Raw genomic sequence first — 18251 nt, 5'->3', positions numbered from 1 at the left:
GGTGTTCCATGAGACGAACCCCTGTCGTGCTGGCCCTGGTGAGCGCTCTGGCGCTGACCGCCTGCTCCGCGCCGGCCGAGCAGAATACGCAGAACGAACCCGGCTCGGCGCCCCCCGCCGGCGGTGGCGGCACCTACGCGGTGATCACCCACGGCGCCCCCGGAGACTCCTTCTGGGACGTGGTCAAGAACGGAGCCGAGGCCGCCGGGCAGGAGTACGGCGTGACCGTCACGTACCAGGGCGACGGCGACCCCGCCAAGCAGTCGCAGCTCATCGACCAGGCGGTGTCCGGCAAGGCGGACGGCATCGTGGTGTCCATGGCCAACCCCGACGCGCTGCGCGAGGCCGTGGGCAAGGCGGTGGCCGCGAAGATCCCGGTGGTGACGATCAACTCGGGGGCGGACTCGTCCAAGGAGTTCGGCGCGGTCACGCACGTCGGCCAGTCGGAGGACGTGGCCGGGCGCGGCGCGGGCGAGCAGCTCAAGGGCGCCGGGGTGACCAAGCTGCTGTGCGTGATCCACGAGGCCGGCAACATCGGGCTCGACCAGCGCTGCAAGGGCGCCGAGGAGACGCTCGGCGGCACGGTCGAGCGGCTCCAGGTGGACGTGAGCAACCTGGCCGACGTCACCTCGAAGGTCACTGCCAAGCTCCAGTCGGACCAGGCGGTCAACGGCGTGCTCGCGCTCAACCCGGCCGTCGCGGTGGCCGCCAGGGACGCGATCAAGGACTCGGGCTCGCAGGCCAAGCTCGCCACCTTCGACCTGTCGGCCGACGTGGTCGCCGCCATCCAGGCCGACGAGATCATGTTCGCCGTGGACCAGCAGCAGTACCTGCAGGGCTACCTCCCGATCACCTTCCTCCACCTGTACAAGAACAACCTGAACACCGTCGGCGGCGGCCTGCCGGTGAACACCGGGCCCGGGTTCGTCACCAAGGAGAACGCCGAGCAGGTGGCCAAGCTCGCGGAGGCGGGCACGCGATGACGGCCACCGCGGGCCGCGCGGACGAGCGCGTCGCCGAGGTCGGGCCGCTGCGCCGCCTGCTGATCCGGCCCGAGCTGGGCGCGGTCGTCGGGGCGGTCGTGGTGTTCGCGTTCTTCGCGAGCCAGTCGGCGGTGTTCCGGTCCCTGCCCGGCATCGCCAACTGGCTCGACCCGGCGGCCACGCTCGGCATCATGGCGGTGGCGATCGCGCTGCTGATGATCGGCGGCGAGTTCGACCTGTCGGCGGGCGTGATGACCGGCACGACCGGGCTCATCCTGGTCACGCTCGCCACGCGCTACGGCATGAACGTCTGGGCGGCCATGCTCGTCGGCCTGGTCGTGGCGCTGGCCGTCGGCCTGTTCAACGGGCTGATCGTGACCAGGACCAGGCTGCCGAGCTTCATCGTGACGCTCGGCACGTTCCTCATGCTGCAGGGCGTGAACCTGGGCGTCACCAAGGCGCTCACCGGCACCGTGCAGGTCAGCGGCCTGCGCACGGCCTGGGGGTTCGACAGCGCGCACACGGTCTTCGCGGGCACGATCCAGATCGGCGGCGCCTCGTTCCGGGTGGCGATCCTGTGGTGGCTGCTGGTCACCGCGGTCGCCACCTGGGTGCTCATGCGCTCCCGGCAGGGCAACTGGATCTTCGCGGTGGGCGGTGGCGAGCAGGCCGCCCGCGCGGTCGGGGTGCCGGCCGCCCGTACGAAGATCGCGCTGTTCATGACGACGGCGTTCGCGGCCTGGCTGGTCGGCTCGATCCTGGCGCTGCGCTACACGTCCGTGCAGGCCAACGTCGGCATCGGGCAGGAGTTCATCTACATCATCGCGGCGGTGATCGGCGGCTGCCTGCTCACGGGCGGGTACGGGTCCGCGATCGGGGCGGCGATAGGGGCGGTGATCTTCGGCATGGCCGACAAGGGCATCGTCTTCCTGGGCTGGGACGCCGACTGGTTCATGTTCTTCCTGGGCGCGATGCTGCTGTTGGCCACGCTCGCCAACCGCCTGGTCCGCCGCTACGCCGAGGAGGTGAAGCATTGATCCTCCAGACGAAGGGCATCGGCAAGTCGTTCGGCTCGGTGCTGGCGTTGCGCGAGGTGTCGATGTCGGTGGAGGCCGGCCACGTCACCTGCGTGCTCGGCGACAACGGCGCCGGCAAGTCCACGCTCATCAAGATCCTGGCCGGGGTCCACCAGCACGACGCCGGGTCGCTGCTGGTGGACGGCGCCGAGACCCGGTTCGGCAGCCCCCGCGACGCGCTCGACCGCGGCATCGCCACCGTCTACCAGGACCTGGCGATGATCCCGCTGATGTCGGTGTGGCGGAACTTCTTCCTCGGCTCCGAGCCCCGCAAGGGCCTGGGCTTCGACGTGGCCAAGGCCAGGCGGGTGGCGCGGGACGAGCTGCGGGCGATGGGGATCGACGTCCGGGACGTGGACCAGCCGGTCGGCACCCTGTCCGGCGGCGAGCGGCAGTCGGTGGCGATCGCGCGCGCGGTGTACTTCGGCGCGCGCGTGCTCATCCTCGACGAGCCGACCTCCGCCCTCGGCGTGAAGCAGGCCGGGGTGGTGCTGCGCTACATCGCCAGGGCCCGTGACCGCGGGCTGGGGGTGGTGTTCATCACCCACAACCCGCACCACGCCTACCCCGTGGGGGACCGGTTCCTCCTGCTCAACCGTGGGACGAGCCTGGGGGAGTTCGCCAAGGCGGACATCACCAGGGAGAAGCTGACCTCGATGATGGCCGGGGAGGCGGAGCTGAAGGAACTGGCCCACGAACTCGAACGCGACTGAAATCTACATGGTAAAGGCGCCCGGCCGGCGCAACGTGGCGAAGAACTCCCGCACGTCGGCGACGAACGCGTCCGGCCGCTCCAGGGCGGCGAAGGTGCCGCCGCGGTCGTGCTCGACCCAGCCGACGATGGTGTTGTCGCGCTCGGCGAAGCGGCGGATCGGCCGCAGGATGTCCTTCGGGAAGACGGAGACGGAGGTCGGCACGGTGGCCGGCTTGAGCTCCCACTCCACGGAGGTGTCCTGCTCGGTGTCGGGCGTCTCGACGAACGAGCGGGCGGCCGAGCCGGCGGTGTTGGTCAGCCAGTAGAGCGTCGTGGTGGTGAGCACGTGGTCGGGGTCGATCCCGCCGTCGCTCCACTCGTGGTAGACGCCGGCGAACCAGGCGAGCAGGGCGACGGGGGAGTCGGCCATGCCGTAGGCGAAGGTCTGCGGCCTGGCCGACTGGATGAGCTTGTAGCCGTACTGCTCGCTCATGTAGCGCTCGCGGAAGGCGAGCCGCTCCCGCTCGGCGGCGGTGAGGTCGTCCAGCTCGCCGGGGGCGCCGATCGGGAAGCAGATGATGCCGTTGCCGTGCATGCCGACGACCCGATCGGGGGCCAGGACGCCGGTCTCGCGGGAGATCCAGGTGCCCCAGTCGCCGCCCTGGACGCCGAAGCGCTCGTAGCCGAGGCGGGTCATGAGCTCCAGCCAGGCGCGGGCGACGCGGGTGGAGCCCCAGCCCAGCTCGGTGGTGGGCCCGGACAGGCCGTAGCCGGGCAGGGACGGGATGACGAGGTGGAAGTCGCGGCTGAGCGGCTCGATGACGTCGAGGTACTCGAACGGTGAGCTGGGCCAGCCGTGGGTGACGAGCAGCGGGAGCGCTTGGGGGTCGGCGCTTCTCACGTGGAGGAAGTGGATCCGCTGGCCGTCGATCTCGGTGACGAACTGGTCGTGGCGGTTGAGCTCCGCGCAGGCGGCCGCCCAGTCGTGGTGGCGCCAGCGGGTGACGAGGTCCTTCAGATGGGCGAGCGGGACGCCGAGGCGCCAGCCCTGCCCGGGCACCTCGTCGGGCCAGCGCACCCGGTCGAGGCGGGCGTGCAGGTCGTCGAGGTCGGCCTGCGGGGTTTCCAGACGGTACGGGCGGATGTCGGTCAAGCGTGAGCCTCCAGTCAATTCAGTACGCTGTACCGTACACCATACGGTTCAAGGGTGGCAACCGCGGGCCCTAGCCTGGGAGGCGTGTCCTCGTACCTCACCCTGAAAAGCCCCATCGAGCACGAGACCGAGGCCAGGCGCTCGCGCTTCATCTGCGCGATCGCCCCGGCCGGGACGACGGCGCGGGCGGCGGAGTTCATCGCCGAGCGGCGGCGGCTGCATCCGTCGGCCACCCACAACTGCACGGCGTACGTGGTCGGGCAGGAGCGCAAGGGCGACGACGACGGCGAGCCCGGCGGCACGGCCGGCACACCGATGGTGCAGGCGCTGGTGGGACGCGGGTTCGACCGCGTGGTCGCGGTGGTCACGCGCTATTTCGGTGGCACGCTGCTCGGCGCGGGCGGGCTGGTGCGCGCGTACGGGTCGGCGGTGACCGAGACGCTCGACCGGGCCGAGCCGGTGCGGATGGTGCCGGCCAGGCTGATGCTGGTGTCGGTGGCGCACGACCAGGCGGGCAGGGTGGAGAACGACCTGCGGGCCTCACGCCATCCGGTGCGCGAGGTGACCTACGGGCAGGCGGTGGAGTTCGCGGTGGCCGTGGGCGAGGACGAGGTGGCGGGGTTCACCGACTGGCTGGCGACGCTGACGGCGGGGCGGGCGCGCGTGACGCCCGGCGAGCCGGTGCACCTGCCGGGCTGAGCGGCCCGGTCAGCCTTCGAGGGCGTACTGCATGACGCGGAACTTCGCCTGGGCCTCGGCCAGCTCGGCCGCCGGGTCGGAGTCGCCCATGATGCCGCCGCCGGCGAACAGGCGGGCGCGGCGGCCCTCGACGATGCCGGAGCGCAGCGCGATGCCCCACTCGCCGTCGCCGTGGGCGTCGATCCAGCCGACAGGGCCCGCGTAACCGGCCCGGTCCATGCCCTCCAGCTCGCGGATGACCTCGATGGCCGTGGCCGTCGGGGTGCCGCCGACGGCCGCCGTCGGGTGCATGGCGGCCACCACGTCCAGCACGGAGGCGCCGTCGGCCAGCCGGCCCGTCACGTGACTGGCCAGGTGTTGCACGTTGGGCAGCACGAGCAGCTCCGGCTCGTCGGGCGTGCGCAGCGAGGAGCAGAGCGGAGCGAGCGCCTGGCGGACCGAGGAGATCGCGCATTCGTGCTCGTGGCGGTCCTTGGCGGAGGCGAGCAGCGCCTCGCCGCGGGCCAGGTCGTCGGCCGGGCCGGTGCCGCGCGGCGTGGTGCCGGCCAGCACCAGGGACTCGATCTCCTGGCCGGTGCGCCGGATCAGCAGCTCGGGGGTGGCGCCGACCAGCCCGGCCACCGAGAACGCGTAGCACTCGGGGTAGCGGCGGGCCAGGCGCAGCAGCAGGAGCCGGATGTCGATCGGCTGCTCGGCGGTGGCCAGCAGGTCGCGGGCGAGCACGACCTTCTCCAGCTCGCCCTGGCGGATGCGGCGGGCGGCGCGGGCCACCACGTGCTCCCACTCGGGGGCGGTGAGGCTGCCGTCGCCGTAGCTGATCCGGCCCGGGTCGGCGAGCGGGGTGAACGTCTCCAGGTGCTGGTCGCCGATCGTGGTCAGCCAGGCCCGCCCGTCCTTACGGGCCAGCACCGCCTGGGGGACGACCAGGGTGGAGCCGGGAGAGTTCTCGTCGAAGGTGAAGGTGCCGAAGGCGACCGGGCCGCTGCCGGGGGAGCGCACCGAGTCGTCGACGAGCGCGCCGTCGAAGACGGTCGCCAGCCACTCGCGCGCCCAGGCGAACCGGCCGGGACCCGGCGGGACGTCGGCGCGCGCCGCCTCGCCCCAGCCGACGAGCCCTTCGCCGTGCCTGATCCACGCGTAGGGCGCCGTCATGGGCAGGCTGACGATCAGGTTACCGGGGTCGCGTACAGGGGTCGTGCGAACCGGTAGCGGGCGGGTTGTTCCGAGCGCGACACTCACTTGAGACACTCTATGCGGGAACTGAACGTGTTCGACTTGGACCCCCGTGAACGGCCGGTTACGGTCCCTTCGTCAAGCGCCGATAGCGAGTTGGTCCTGACATGGCAGGCGTGACCCCCAGGTGATGGACGCGTGGTGATCATCTGCCTACCGTGAGTGCATGATCATCAAGGTGGTGCCGGTGCTGGCGGTGGCGGGGGTGCTGGTGGCGCCGGGTGTGGCTCGTGCGACGACGCCCGGGGAGCCCGTGCCGCGGGTGATGGCGGCGCTCGGCGACTCGATCTCGTCCGGTTACAACAGTTGCGGGTTCTTCATCTCATGCCGGTCGCGGTCCTGGTCGTCCGGCCGGAACGCCGCCGTGGACAGCCACTACGGGCGGCTGGCGGCGCTCGGCCCTGGCCTCGCGCCGAAGAACTACGCGGTGCCCGGCTCCACCAGCGCCGACCTGCTCGGGCAGGTGCGCAAGGCGGTGGCGGCGCGGGCCGACTACGTGACCGTGCTGATCGGGGCGCAGGACGCGTGCACCGCCTCTGAGCGGCAGATGACGCCGGTGGCGGTCTACCGTCAGCGGCTGGAGCAAGCGCTCAACGAGCTGCGCGCGGGCGTGCCGGGGGTGCGGGTGCTGATCGCGAGCATCCCCGACGTGCACCGGCTGTGGCGGGTGGCCAAGGACCAGGCCGTGGCGCGCGGGGTGTGGCGGGTCGGGCGGATCTGCCCGTCGATGCTGGCCAGGCCCACCTCCACCGCGAAGGCCGACGTGCTGCGGCGGACCCACGTGCGCGAACGGGTCATCGACTACAACCGGGAGGCCGCCGAGGTGTGCGCCGCGCGCCTGTGGTGCCGCACCGACCGCGGCGCGGTGTTCTCCTACCCGTTCACGCTCAAGCAGGTGAGCCGGTGGGACTACTTCCACCCCAACGTCGCCGGCCAGAAGGTGCTGGCGGAGCTCACCTTCGGCAACGGCTTCACCTGGGCCGACCCCCGCTGAACGGCCCCTTCAACGGCACTGGGCGAGCATCGCCTTCTTGTCGGCGCGGGTGACGGGCACGGCATACTTGACGGCCACCTGGGCGAAGCGCGTCACGTACGCGCAGCGCACGCGGCGCTGCGGCGGCAGCCAGCTCGCCGGTCCTGAGGCGTCCTTCTGCTCGTTGGCGGCGCCCTTGACCGGCAGCAGGTTGAGCGGGTCGTTGGCGAAGTCGACGCGCTTGCCCCCGGCCCACCGCGAGGCGCCCATCCGCCAGGCGTAGGCGAGCGGCACCACGTGGTCGACCTGGACCGCGCCCGCGTCCCTCTTGGACCAGCCGATGCGCTGGCCGGTGTACGGGTCGTCCAGGTCCATGGCGATCACCTCGCAGGTGGACCCCTCGCGGTAGCGGACGTTGCGGCCGTCTCGGGCCAGCAGGTCGTCGCGGGTGCGGCAGCCGTTGCGCGCGTAGGGCACGCCGGTGGCGGTGTCGGCCCAGTTCTCGCCGTAGCGTCCGCGGTGGTAGCCGGTGCTGGGGCCGCGGCCCTTGACCTTCAGCCTGGCGATGATGGCGCGGGCGCGGTCCTTGTCCTGGCGGGAGGTGATGGGCGCGAGGCCGGGTAGAGTTCCGCTGGTGTTGCCGAGCGGGCTGGCCGCGGTGGCGGGGGCCGTGGTGTCGGTGCTGTTGGCGAGGGCGACGACGATGACCGCTCCGGCGAAGATGGCGACGGCGTCCTTGAGACTCAAACAGGGCTCCGTGGTGCTGCGTCGGACTTCTCTGGAGAGGTTCCCACGCCGGCGCGTTCCGACACGGTGAGGAGTGTGAGGCCGTTGGGCAAGGAGTATGTCGCTGCGATCGCGGCGGGCGGCGCGACCGGGGCGCTGGCGCGCCTCGCCGTCGAAGAGCTGCTGCCCCCGGCGCCGGGCGGGTTCCCGTGGGCGACGTTCGGGGTGAATCTGGCCGGGTGCGCGCTGATCGGGGTGCTCATGGTGGTGGTCTCGGAGGGGCGGGTCGCGCATCGGCTGGCGCGGCCGTTCCTCGGGACCGGGGTGCTGGGCGGGTTCACCACGTTCTCCACGTACGCGGTGCAGGCGCACGGCCTGCTGGCGGCCGGGACGACGGCGGTGGCGGCGGCCTATCTGGCGGGGACGATGGTGGCCGCCGTGGCGGCGACCTGGGCGGGCATGAGGATCACGCGGGCGCTGGTGCGGCGATGACGGCTCTGCTGGTGGTGCTCGGCGCCGCCGTGGGCGCGCCGCTGCGCTACGCGGTCGATCAGGCGGTACGGGCGAGGCAGGGCTCGATGTTCCCCTGGGGGACCTTGCTGGTCAACGTGGCCGGGTCGGCGCTGCTGGGGTTCCTGGCGGCGCTGCCGGTGGGTCCCGGCTGGACGGCGCTGCTGGGCACCGGGTTCTGCGGGGCGCTGACCACGTACTCGACGCTGGGCTACGAGACCGTGCGGCTGGCCGAGCGGGGTGCGGGGCGGCACGCGGTGGCCAACGCGGTGGCGAGCGTGGCCCTGGGGCTGGCGGCGGCGGCGGGCGGCGTGCTGCTCGCCCGCACCCTGGGCTGAGCGGCGCGCCGGGCGGGTCAGCAGGCGCCGAGGGCGACGAAGGACCAGCCGGTGGCGGTGGCGACCGGGTCGGTGGCCGCCGCGCGGCGGGCCTCGCACAGCGCGGCCGGCAGGCAGGCGCCCCGCGAGAGCCGGCGGTGCAGCTCCACCATGAGCGGCACCGCGGCGTTGTCGTTGACCAGGACCACGCTGGCGACGATGCCGGTCGTGCCGAGCTGGATGAGGGAGCTGGCCAGGCCGAGCAGCTCGTCGGCGCCGGTGGGCGCGGTCAGTCCGGAGTCGCAGCTCGACAGCACCACCTGGCGGGGCGCGCGCCGCAGCCGCTCCAGGTCGTAGACGGTCAGCGGCCCGTCGTCCACCCTCAGGGCGGAGAAGAGCGGGCTGTCGGCGCGGAAGGTGCCGTGCGCGGCCACGTGGGCGAGCCGGGCGCCGTCCATCGCGCGCAGGATCCCGGCCACGGTGGCCGTTCCGTCGCCGAGCACGACCCGGCCGGGGTACTCGGGGGCGATGTGGCGTATCTCGGCGCCGTCTGAGCGCAGGCCGGGACCGCGTACCAGCACCACCCGGCCGGTGGAGGGCGAGCCGGCGCGGCGGGCGCGCAGCCAGGTGCCCGCCGAGGGGGCGACGCTCACCGTGCGCTCGCGCAGGGCCGGCAGCAGGGCCCAGGGCACCGCGTGCAGCCGGCCCGGCGGGACGATCACCACCTCGCCGTCGCCGAGGTGGTGCGCGGCGTCGCCGAGCAGCGCCTCCTGCAGCGCGCGGCCGCTCTTCTCCACCTGGGCGAGCAGGTCGGCCGGGCTGAGCGTGGATCGGCCGTGCGCCAGCCTGGACAGGCCGAAGCGGGCGAGGTCGATGTGGCGCGCGGCCTCCTCGGTGTCCCCCGCGGGGAAGCGGCGCACCGTGCCGGAGCCGCAGACCAGCACGTGCAGCCGGCCGTCCACGTCGACCAGCTCCAGCAGGCGGTCCCCGCCCAGCTCGGCGAGCAACGCCGGCACGTCGCAACCGGTCGTGGCGTCCGCGTCCTGGCCGGGGGCGTGCAGGGCGCGGGAGCGCGCGGCGCGCTCCAGCCGCAGCTGCTCGGCCGCGAGGTGCGCGGTGGGCAGCCCTTGGGCGCGGGCCTGCGCCAGCCGGTCGGTGACGGCGCGGATCGCGGCCAGGTCGGCCTGCAGGCGCTCGTCGTCGGGCGGTCGTACGGAGGGGACGGCGAGCGCGGTGGCCCGCCAGCGTTCGCTCCAGGCCAGCAGCAGGCGGGGACGGTCCAGCCGCAGGGCGTGGCGCTGGCCGAGCGCGGCCAGCTCGGCGCCGTGGGCGCTGGCCTGGGCGCGCAGCTCGCTGGAGCCCAGCGTGGCCCGGTGCTGGTCGAGCACGTCCAGGCCGCGCCTGCAGGCCCGCATCAGCCGTGCCGGGTCGTGCTCGGCCTCGGCGCGCAGCGCCTCGGCCAGCCAGGCGACGGCCCGCGACAGCGCCGGGCCATGGCGGCGCCCGCGAGCGGCGGCGGCCAGATGCGTGCGCGCCACGGCGGTGCGCCCTAACGCGAGCGCCAGCCGCCCGGCGATCAGATGAGCCAGCGGCACATCGGGCGAGGACAACGCGGCCAGCTCACGAGCGCACCGCGCGGCCTCCCGCAACAACTCCACCCCGTCCCCCTCGCCTCCGCGTCGCGGGTCTGTGACCGCTGGGTGGTGCTCGGTCGCGCGGTGGGTGTCCGCGCCCGCTGGGTGGTGCTCGGTCGCGCGGTGCGTGTCCGCGCCCGCTGGCCGGTCATCTGCCGTGCGGTGCGGGTCCGCGCCGGCCGCGCGTTGCAGCTCTGTGTCAGCTACGCGTTGCGGGTTCGTGCCGGCTCCGCGTCGCGGCTCCGCGTCGGCCGCGTGGTGCCGCTCCGTACTGGTGGAGTGGGGCTGCTCGGCTGACCGTCGGGGGTCGGTGATGGGGGGTGTCGCGGCGACCTGGGCGCGTAGTTTGACCAGGCGGGCGTGTGCGCGCCACCAGCGGCGGCGCTGGTGGTCGAAGAGGTCCGCGGCGCGGGTGGCGTGGCGCAGCGCGGCGTCGCTCTGTCCGGCGGCCAGCGCGCAGCCCGCGGCGGCCAGCTCCAGTTCGGCCTTCTTGGTGGCCTGGCCGTGGCTGCGTTCGAGCTGGTCCAGCGCGGTGTGCGCCTCGTCCAGCGCGTCCCGGGGCAGGCCGGCGGCGAGCAGGGCAGCGCAGCGCTGGACGGACAGCGTGGGGTCGGGGAGCCCGAGCTTGCCGAACCGTTCGGCGGCCTGGTCGAAGCAGTGGAGCGCGGCGGGCAGGTCGCCGATGCGCAGCGCGAGCACGCCGCGGTGCACGATCGCGTCGGCCGACTCCAGCTCCTGGCCGTTCGCGTTGAACAGCTCCTCCGCCCTGCTCAGGTCGGTGGCGGCCCTGCTCAGGCCGCCGAGCGCGAGGTCGCAGGTGGCGCGCTCGGTGCGGGCCCGCGCCTCCCAGATCGGGTCGCCCGCCGCCCGCAGCGCGGTGACGGCGCTGTTCAGGTCGGCCAGGGCGTCGCGGTGGTGGCCCAGGGTGGCCAGCACGCCGCCCCGGCGCAGCAGGATGCGCCCGCGCAGATGGCCGGTGGACTGGCGGACGGCCGCGTTGAGGGTGTTGCGCGCGGCGGTCGTACGGCCCGCGAAGGCGAGCGCGACGCCCAGCGTCGCCCGCACGTCGGCCTCCCGCTCGGCCCACCCGGACCGGCGGGCCAGCCGGCGGGCCGTCTCCAGCTCCCGCACCGCCGCCTCGATGTCGCCGAACTCGCGCAGCACGATCCCGACGGCCTGGCGGGCGAAGGACGCCTCCAGCGGCGGCGGCCCGGTGGCGAGCAGGTCACGGGCCTTGCCGAGAGCCTCGTGCGGGCGCGACAGGGCCAGCGGCGGCAGACCGGCCGCGTCCGTTCGGGGGAGTTCGGAATCCGCCGGCATTCTTCGACTCTGGAGGATCACGTGTATCACCCGCAAGCCCGCGCCGATATAGGAGGGGGAAACCGACCGCCAGAGCCACCTATGCGACGCCTGGGGAGAGGCCATACATGGACGCGGTGTTCGACGCTCAGTTCCGGATCATCAAGGACGCCTTCGCCTCACGGGGGATCGAGGTGACGGTGGCCTACACGCCGGCCGGGGAGGTCGACTACCTCTATGAGGCGGGCCGTCTGCTGGCACGACGCGGGGACGTCGGGCGGATCGCCGAGGCGCTGCCGCCCGGGCTGAGGCAGCTCGACCGGCGCGGCCGGGGCGAGCTGTCGGTGCTGTCGCTGGAGGGGATCGAGGGCGGCACGATGACCGTACCCGAGGCGCTGGCCCGCATCGAGCAGCGGCTCGGCACCGGCGCGCGCCCGCTCGACCGGCGGCCCGGCCACGCGGGCGAGGCCACGCGGGAGCGCGCGCCCATCGCCTCGCCGGTGCACGTCATGCACATCTCCCGGCTGTGCCCCGGCACCGAGCCCGAGGTGCCGCCGGGTGATCCGGGGGTGCCGTGGCCGCCGCCGTGCGAGGCCGGCGAGGAGGTGCGGGAGGTGACCATCGGCGTGTGCGACACCGGCTGGCTGCAGCTCGACCCGGCCGTGTACCCCTGGCTGGGCGGCGTCAGCGGCGACCCCGAGCCGCTGGGCCCGCCCTCGCCGATCAGCGGGCTGCCGATCATCCCCGCCTTCCGCGGGCACGGCACGTTCGTGGCCGGGGTGGCCAAGTGCCAGGCGCCCACGGCGCGCGTGTCCGTCGCCGACCACTTCTCCACCTCCGGCGCCGAGCTGGAGGACGTGATGGTCGGCAAGCTGGAGGACCTGGTGGCCCAGTCGCCGGCGCCCGACGTGATCAACCTCTCGGCCGGCACGTACACCCGCGACAACTGGTCGTCGATCGGGTTCGAGCTGTTCCAGCAGGACCATCCGGACGTCGTGCTGGTCGCCGCGGCCGGCAACGACGCCACCGACCGGCCGTTCTACCCGGCCGCCTACGACTGGGCCGTGTCGGTCGGCGCGCTCGGACCCGACCAGACGCACCGCGCCTGGTTCAGCAACTACGGTCCGTGGGTGGACGTGTACGCGCTCGGCGAGGGTCACGTCAACGCCTACGCCACCGGGGAGTACACCTACCAGGAGCCGCCGAAGCGGCCGGCCGTGCAGAACTTCGCCGGCATGGCCCGCTGGGACGGCACCTCGTTCGCGGCGCCGCTGGTCGCGGGGCTGATCGCGGACCGGATGGCGCGTACGGGGGAGTCTGCGCAGGACGCCAGGGCGGCCGTGCTCGCCTCGGCGCAGGACCTGCAGGGAGTGGGCAGGGCGTTGTTCCCGTGCGGGCAGGCCTGATGGCGCGCTCCGGCCCGCGGATCACCGGTCGCGGGGCCCCTGTGCCCGCGCCGGTGCTCCCGGTGTCCGCCCCTCGCCTGGCGGGCGGGTGCTTACGCCTGTAGGAGTCCGGTGGTCCCGATTTGATACGGGTGATTTTTCTCCAGGAGCGGCCGGTGTATCAGAGCGCGGTCCGGCCGCTCCGTCAGGGTGACCGCCGTCACCGAGTAGCGAAGAGACGTCATGCCCCTTTACTGCTCGCATCGTCCGTTGCAGCGTCACGCCTGGACGCACCGCGCATTCGCGTTCACCCTGACGGGGTGGGCCGGGCCCGGAAAGGAGCATACGGACATGCGAGACGATCCATCGGTCGTCGCCCTGGTGATGAGGGCGAGGGCCGGTGAGAAGGACGCGTGGGACGAGATCGTCGAACGTTACGCGCCCCTGGTCTGGTCGATCTGCAAGGCCTTCCGGCTGAGCCGGGCCGACGCCGACGACGTGGGCCAGACGGTGTGGCTGTCACTGGTCGAACAGCTGCCGAGGCTGCGTGAGCCCGCGGCGCTGCCCGGCTGGCTGGCCACCGCCACCCGGCGCGAGTGCCTCAGGCTCGCTCACGGCGCCGAACGGCAGCAGCGGCTCAGCCAGCAGGTCGACCAGGAGGCGCTGGTGGACGAGCGGGCGGCGGCGCTGGATCAGGATCTGCTCGACGCGGAGCGGAACGCGGCGCTCATGGCCGGTTTCCGGCAGCTCGAAGCGCGCTGCAGGGAGCTGCTGGCCATGCTGATGCGGGTGCCGTCCGCCTCGTACGCGGAGATCAGCGGCAAGCTGTCGATGCCCGTCGGCGCGATCGGGCCGACGCGGGCGCGGTGCCTGGCCAAGCTGCGCCGCTCTCCGGCGGTGGCCGCCCTGATCAGGTCCGAACGTGAGACGCAGGAAGAGGGCGAGAGGCATGGCCACGCCGTGGTGGAAGGACGAAGACAGGTTGCTCGCCGCGCTCAGACGGGCCGATGAGGCGGCCCGCGAGGTGCCGCCCGAGTTCGTGGTGGCCGGAAAGGCGATCTTCACCTGGCACGACGTCGACGCCGAACTGGCGTCGCTGACCTACGACTCGGCGGCGGAGCGGGAGGAGCTGTCGCCGACGCGGGGCGCGGAGCACGTGCCGTTGCGGGCGCTCATCTTCGCCACCGGCGAGGTGACGATCGAGCTGGAGGTCGGCAGGGAGGCGCTGATGGGGCAGGTGGTGCCGGCCCGGCCGGGCACCGCCTACACGCACCTGGTCACCGGCGCGGTGGTGGAGTCGGCGATCGACGAGTCGGGCTGCTTCGTGTTCAGGCCCGCGCCGTCGCAGGCGTTCCGGCTGCAGTGCAGCCCCAGCAGCGGCACCAACGTGGTGACCGACTGGATCGCCCTTTGAGCGTGGCTTGACGTGATGGGTAATGATGTAATCACATCGCCGGCCGTCATGTCGGGAGGCTCCCCGTGGACTCCTACTCGCAGATCGTCTCTTCGGTGGCGGCCGAGCTGCTGCCCAAGGTCGCCAGTGTCCGCGCCGGGCGGGGGAGCGGTTCCGCCGTGGTGTTCACCCGCGACGGGTTCCTGCTGACGAACGCGCACGTGGTCGGCTCCGCCCGGTCCGGCACCGTGGCCTACGCCGACGGCAGTTCCGGCCCGTTCACCGTGATCGGCCGCGACCCGCTGTCCGACCTGGCCGTGATCCGCTCCGGGGTGCCCGCTCCCGAGCCCGCCGAGCTCGGTCAGGCCGACGAGCTCGTCGTCGGCCAGCTCGTGGTCGCCGTCGGCAACCCGCTCGGGCTCACCGGATCGGTTACGGCGGGCGTGGTGTCGGGGCTGGGCCGGTCGCTGCCCGCCCGCAGCGGCTCGGCCGTACGGCTCATCGAGGACGTGATCCAGACCGACGCGGCGCTCAGCCCCGGCAACTCCGGCGGCGCGCTGGCCGACTCCCGGGCGCGGGTGGTCGGCGTGAACACCGCCGTGGCCGGCGTGGGCGTGGGGCTGGCCGTGCCGGTCAACGCCACCACGCGGGCCATCGTCGCCGCGCTCATCCGCGACGGGCGGGTGCGGCGGGCGTTCCTGGGGCTGGTCACCTCGCCGGCGCCGCTGCCCGAGGCGCTGCGGCGGCGCACCGGCCAGGACGGCGCGCTGCGCGTGGTGGAGGTGATCGCCGGCTCGCCCGCCGGCCGGGCCGGGCTGCGCGCCGGCGATCTGGTGCTCAGCGCGGGCCGCAACCCGGTGGGCGACGCGCAGAGCCTGCAGCGGCTGATGTTCGCCGACGCGATCGGGCGGCCGCTGCCGATCACCGTCTACCGCAACGGCGCGCTGGTCGACGTCATCGCCGAACCGGTGGAGCTGTCGGGGCCGGAAGCCTGACGCGGGTGCGCCGGGCCAGCAGGTCGTCCATCAGCTCCTCCCACTGGGCGCCGATGGCGGCGATGTCGTAGCGCTTGGCGGTCTCCAGGCCGCCGGCGGCCAGGTGGCGGCGGAGCGGCTCGTCCTCGATCACCCGCATGATGGCGGCCGCCAGGTTGTCTTCGGTGCGAGGCTTGACCAGCAGCCCGTCGACCCCGTCGGTGATCATCTCCTTGGGGCCGTGCGGGCTGTTGAACGAGACGATCGCGACCCCCTTGGCCATCGCCTCCAGGATCGTCAGCGAGAAGCCCTCGTGGCGTGAGCTCATCACGTGGATGGACGCCTTCTCCAGCTCGGCGCCGATGTCGGCGGTCTTGCCGGGCAGCTCCACCTTGCCCTCCAGGCCGGCCTCGGCGATCTGCTCGCGCAGGTTGTCCTCCTGCGGGCCGGCGCCGAAGATGCGCAGCGTCCAGTCGGGGTGCGCGGCCGCCACCTGTTCCCAGGCCTTGATCAGCCGGTGGAACCCCTTCAGCTTGGTCATCCTGCCCATCGCGACCGCCACCTTGGCGTCGCCCTTGGCGAGGTCGCCGTTCATCGGCGGGACCGCGTTGGGGATGCGCACCAGTTTCTTCGGCGGCTTGGGCAGCGCGGCCCGGTAGTCGCTCAGATCGGCCTTGGTGAGCGTGACGAGCGCGTCCAGGCGGCGGTAGCGCCACTTGATCAGCTCCTGCAGGCCCTGGTCCTTGACCTTGAGCGCCACGTGCTCCTGCCCGATCGTGATCACGCTGGGCTGAGCTAACTGGGCCACCGCCAGGTTGAGCCCCGGCCTGGTCGCCATGAGCACGCCCGTGCCGACCGAGCGGATGAACCGGGCCAGCTTCAGGTCCGTCCACAGGGTGAACCGGTGGTAGGCGGTCTCGTCCTGCGGGATCAGCCTGCTCGGCAGCTTCGACAGCATGGCCCGCACCGGGTCGGAGCCGGGCGTCAGCCGGTCGTCCAGATAGCGCACCCGCACCCGTGGGTCCAGCGGGAAGAACGGCTCCTCGTCCTCCCGCAGGATCGACACGATCTCCACGTCGTGCCGTTCGGCCAGCTGGCCGGCGAGGTTGAAGACGGTCCTGATGGTGCCGCCCATGCCGTTGGCGTGGAGCAGGAGGATCTTGATCTCCCGCGTCGACGGCGGGGGCGCCTTGCGCGCCCTGCGCCGGTTGTAACCCCTGTACACCCGGGCCGCCGCTGACTTGCCCTTACGCGCCCATGTCCGCACCTGGAACGTCCCCCCGCCGGTTGACAACGTGATGGATCGGCGAGGCCGGCGGTAGGAGTCGCCCCCCGTCGGCCCTTACCGAGTTCGAGTGGTTTGCGCCGTTCATCCCCGTGGCGCTATCCACTTCTATGATCTTTAGACGCCATATGGCGGGATAACGTTGCTTGCGAAGTCAACACTTTTCAGACGAATCTGACAGGGCAGCCGGGATGTGGACGGCCCGGCTGCCTCGCCAGTGCCCAGTCGTTACGCCTCTTCAGGCTTCGCGGCCTCCTTCTTCATCTCCTTGTCCTGCCGGTTCGCCTTGAGGGCCTGCTTCTTCGCCTTGCCGGACTTCGCGCTGGGTTTCTTCTTCATGTCAGACATGGTGTCCCCCCTGTACGGACAGTGCGCCTCATATAACGCACTAACCCCGTAATACCCCTACTCCACCAAAACGCGACATACCATCAATTTGGTACGAGTCCAGAACGCGAAAAGCTCAGGCCCCACCCATCCCGCTGCCCAGGGGTCACAGCAGAGTGAGCTGCTGGGGAGAAGGCGGTGGCGGCGGCGGGAGGCGGCGGGCCCTGGCCGGAGTGGCGCGGCCGATGCCGAAGCGGGTGGCGAGGTCCCTGATCTGGGTCGTGACGCGTTCCTGGTAGGCCTTGGGCGCGTAGGCGCCGCGACCGTACAGCTCCAGATAGCGCGGCACGAGGCGCGGGTGCTCGCGGGAGAGCCAGGCCAGCCACCATTGCCGGGCGCCGGGGCGCAGGTGCAGCACGATGGGGGTGAGATGGGTGGCGCCGGCGGCGGCGATCTCCCTGACCGTGCGCTCCAACTGGGCGGGGGAGTCGGTGAGGTAGGGCAGCACCGGGGCCATCAGGACACCGGAGCCGATGCCGTGGGCGTTGAGCGTCGCGCACGCCTCCAGGCGGCGGCGCGGGTCGGGGGTGCCCGGCTCGACCGAGCGCCACACGTCGGGGTCGAGGAAGCCGACCGAGAAGCTCGCGCCCACGTCGGCGCGGTCGGCCGCCTCGGTGAGCAGGTCGAGGTCGCGCAGGATGAGCGTGCCCTTGGTGAGGACCGAGAACGGGTTGGCCGCGTCGCGCAGCGCCGCCAGGATGCCGCGCATCAGCTCGTAGCGGCCCTCGGCGCGCTGGTAGCAGTCGACGTTGGTGCCCATCGCGATGTGCTGCCCGCGCCAGCGCGGCGCGGCGAGCTCCTTGCGGACCAGCTCGGCGGCGTTGACCTTCACCACGATCTTCGAGTCGAAGTCGGCCCCCGCGTCGAGGTCGAGATACTCGTGGGTCTTGCGCGCGAAGCAGTAGACGCACCGGTGGCCGCAACCGCGGTAAGGGTTGATCGTGTAGTCGAACGGCACCCGGCTGGCCGCCGGCACCCGGTTGATGATCGAACGCGCCTGGATCTCGTAGAAGGTCATGCCCCGGAAGCCGGGGGTCTCGAAGGTGCGGGCCACCGCGCCGCGGGCGAACAGCGGCGCGGCCGGATCGTCCGGCCCGACGTCGGTCAGACGCAGGTTGTCCCAGCGCATGCCATGATTAGAACAGAGGTTCGACAGTGATCGCAAACCAAAAGAGATCGCAATTGGCAGGTCGGCCCACGGCTAATGATCTTCATGGTTGGGCAGGAATGCGGCACAGAGCTTGCGTTCCGGAGGTGCACCCATGGCCTGGTCGCAGGACGAAGAGCGGATGCTGGCCCAGATCGAGCAGCACCTCGTCGACGACGATCCGCGACTCGTCGCACGGCTGGAGTCGTTCAACGAGCGCGCGCGCCGCAGTGAGGAGAGGTCGGCGGGCGGGCACGCGCCCAGCCGCTCGACCGTCATCATCGTGGTCAGCTGGTTCCTGATCGCCACGCTCGTCGCCACGCTCCTGATCCTCGTCCTGCGCGAGGGGGCCTCGGCCGCCCTCGCCCTGACCGCCGCCTGAC

At 72.6% G+C, this 18251-nt stretch carries 18 protein-coding genes; 12 read left to right on the top strand and 6 right to left on the bottom strand.

All coding sequences use genetic code 11. The annotated features are described in order from the left end of the window. The first annotated feature begins 8 nt into the window (after nucleotides 1–8). From ABD999_RS04205 to ABD999_RS04195, 3 genes are read left to right on the top strand one after another with little or no spacing between them, the layout of a single operon-like run. On the top strand, nucleotides 9–983 hold the full coding sequence (locus tag ABD999_RS04205; protein ID WP_271279824.1) for a sugar ABC transporter substrate-binding protein: 975 nt from the start codon (nucleotides 9–11) through the stop codon (nucleotides 981–983). Further along, the gene (locus tag ABD999_RS04200) at nucleotides 980–2020 is read left to right on the top strand and encodes an ABC transporter permease (protein ID WP_219544419.1); all 1041 of its coding nucleotides are present in this window, start codon (nucleotides 980–982) and stop codon (nucleotides 2018–2020) included. Before ABD999_RS04205 ends, ABD999_RS04200 begins: the two co-directional genes overlap by 4 nt. After that, nucleotides 2017–2772 carry an ATP-binding cassette domain-containing protein gene (locus tag ABD999_RS04195; RefSeq protein ID WP_271279825.1) on the top strand — a complete coding sequence of 252 codons (756 nt, stop codon included), beginning with the start codon at nucleotides 2017–2019 and terminating at the stop codon, nucleotides 2770–2772. Before ABD999_RS04200 ends, ABD999_RS04195 begins: the two co-directional genes overlap by 4 nt. A gap of 3 nt (nucleotides 2773–2775) precedes the next feature. On the opposite strand, the gene ABD999_RS04190 is transcribed toward ABD999_RS04195, so the two are convergent. After that, nucleotides 2776–3906: an epoxide hydrolase family protein gene (locus ABD999_RS04190; RefSeq protein WP_271279826.1), complete on the bottom strand. Its 1131-nt coding sequence runs from the start codon at nucleotides 3904–3906 to the stop codon at nucleotides 2776–2778. An 84-nt stretch (nucleotides 3907–3990) separates the two neighbouring features. On the opposite strand from ABD999_RS04190, the gene ABD999_RS04185 reads away from it, so the two are divergent. Beyond that, complete coding sequence (locus tag ABD999_RS04185; protein ID WP_219544422.1) at nucleotides 3991–4605, top strand: IMPACT family protein; 615 nt, start codon at nucleotides 3991–3993, stop codon at nucleotides 4603–4605. 9 nt (nucleotides 4606–4614) lie between these two features. Here ABD999_RS04185 and ABD999_RS04180 read toward each other — a convergent pair whose 3' ends face one another. Then, complete coding sequence (locus ABD999_RS04180) at nucleotides 4615–5844, bottom strand: isochorismate synthase (protein ID WP_271279827.1); 1230 nt, start codon at nucleotides 5842–5844, stop codon at nucleotides 4615–4617. Nucleotides 5845–6004: 160 nt separating this feature from the next. On the opposite strand from ABD999_RS04180, the gene ABD999_RS04175 reads away from it, so the two are divergent. After that, nucleotides 6005–6832 (top strand): GDSL-type esterase/lipase family protein, encoded by an 828-nt coding sequence (locus tag ABD999_RS04175; protein ID WP_271279828.1) that lies wholly within the window; start codon nucleotides 6005–6007, stop codon nucleotides 6830–6832. 9 nt (nucleotides 6833–6841) lie between these two features. Here the strand turns inward: ABD999_RS04175 and ABD999_RS04170 are convergent, their stop codons facing one another. Further along, entirely contained in the window at nucleotides 6842–7558 is a 717-nt protein-coding gene (locus tag ABD999_RS04170) for an HNH endonuclease family protein (RefSeq protein WP_271279829.1), read from the bottom strand. Nucleotides 7559–7633: 75 nt separating this feature from the next. On the opposite strand from ABD999_RS04170, the gene ABD999_RS04165 reads away from it, so the two are divergent. Together ABD999_RS04165 and crcB are read left to right on the top strand one after the other, a co-directional pair. Continuing rightward, nucleotides 7634–8029 (top strand): fluoride efflux transporter FluC, encoded by a 396-nt coding sequence (locus ABD999_RS04165; RefSeq protein WP_378525110.1) that lies wholly within the window; start codon nucleotides 7634–7636, stop codon nucleotides 8027–8029. Continuing rightward, on the top strand, nucleotides 8026–8385 hold the full coding sequence (gene crcB / locus ABD999_RS04160) for a fluoride efflux transporter CrcB (RefSeq protein ID WP_148031935.1): 360 nt from the start codon (nucleotides 8026–8028) through the stop codon (nucleotides 8383–8385). The genes ABD999_RS04165 and crcB overlap by 4 nt, the downstream gene beginning before the upstream one ends. A gap of 17 nt (nucleotides 8386–8402) precedes the next feature. Here crcB and ABD999_RS04155 read toward each other — a convergent pair whose 3' ends face one another. Next, entirely contained in the window at nucleotides 8403–11318 is a 2916-nt protein-coding gene (locus tag ABD999_RS04155; RefSeq protein ID WP_345482576.1) for a CHAT domain-containing protein, read from the bottom strand. Nucleotides 11319–11425: 107 nt separating this feature from the next. Here ABD999_RS04155 and ABD999_RS04150 point away from each other — a divergent pair, with 107 nt between their 5' ends. From ABD999_RS04150 to ABD999_RS04135, 4 genes are all read left to right on the top strand, one after another. After that, a complete protein-coding gene (locus tag ABD999_RS04150) occupies nucleotides 11426–12703 on the top strand; it encodes a S8 family peptidase (RefSeq protein ID WP_219544428.1) in 1278 nt (425 codons plus the stop codon). Between the two features lie 330 nt (nucleotides 12704–13033). Continuing rightward, nucleotides 13034–13693 carry an RNA polymerase sigma factor gene (locus tag ABD999_RS04145; RefSeq protein ID WP_271278930.1) on the top strand — a complete coding sequence of 220 codons (660 nt, stop codon included), beginning with the start codon at nucleotides 13034–13036 and terminating at the stop codon, nucleotides 13691–13693. After that, nucleotides 13632–14096, top strand: coding sequence for a hypothetical protein (locus ABD999_RS04140; protein WP_271278929.1), 465 nt, complete (start codon nucleotides 13632–13634; stop codon nucleotides 14094–14096). The genes ABD999_RS04145 and ABD999_RS04140 overlap by 62 nt, the downstream gene beginning before the upstream one ends. A 65-nt stretch (nucleotides 14097–14161) precedes the next feature. Beyond that, nucleotides 14162–15070 (top strand): S1C family serine protease, encoded by a 909-nt coding sequence (locus ABD999_RS04135; protein WP_271278928.1) that lies wholly within the window; start codon nucleotides 14162–14164, stop codon nucleotides 15068–15070. On the opposite strand, the gene ABD999_RS04130 is transcribed toward ABD999_RS04135, so the two are convergent. Together ABD999_RS04130 and ABD999_RS04125 are read right to left on the bottom strand one after the other, a co-directional pair. After that, complete coding sequence (locus ABD999_RS04130) at nucleotides 15030–16316, bottom strand: glycosyltransferase family 4 protein (protein ID WP_148031929.1); 1287 nt, start codon at nucleotides 16314–16316, stop codon at nucleotides 15030–15032. The genes ABD999_RS04135 and ABD999_RS04130 overlap by 41 nt on opposite strands. 511 nt (nucleotides 16317–16827) lie before the next feature. Further along, complete coding sequence (locus ABD999_RS04125; RefSeq protein WP_271278926.1) at nucleotides 16828–17850, bottom strand: Rv2578c family radical SAM protein; 1023 nt, start codon at nucleotides 17848–17850, stop codon at nucleotides 16828–16830. 133 nt (nucleotides 17851–17983) lie between these two features. On the opposite strand from ABD999_RS04125, the gene ABD999_RS04120 reads away from it, so the two are divergent. Next, entirely contained in the window at nucleotides 17984–18250 is a 267-nt protein-coding gene (locus tag ABD999_RS04120; protein WP_271278925.1) for a DUF3040 domain-containing protein, read from the top strand. Nucleotide 18251: the final 1 nt, after the last annotated feature.

This window comes from Nonomuraea ferruginea, from assembly GCF_039540635.1.
Taxonomy (GTDB): Bacteria; Actinomycetota; Actinomycetes; order Streptosporangiales; family Streptosporangiaceae; genus Nonomuraea; species Nonomuraea ferruginea.
The sequence above is the reverse complement of the archived record's forward strand: the minus strand, read 5'-3'. Positions and strand labels throughout refer to the sequence as shown.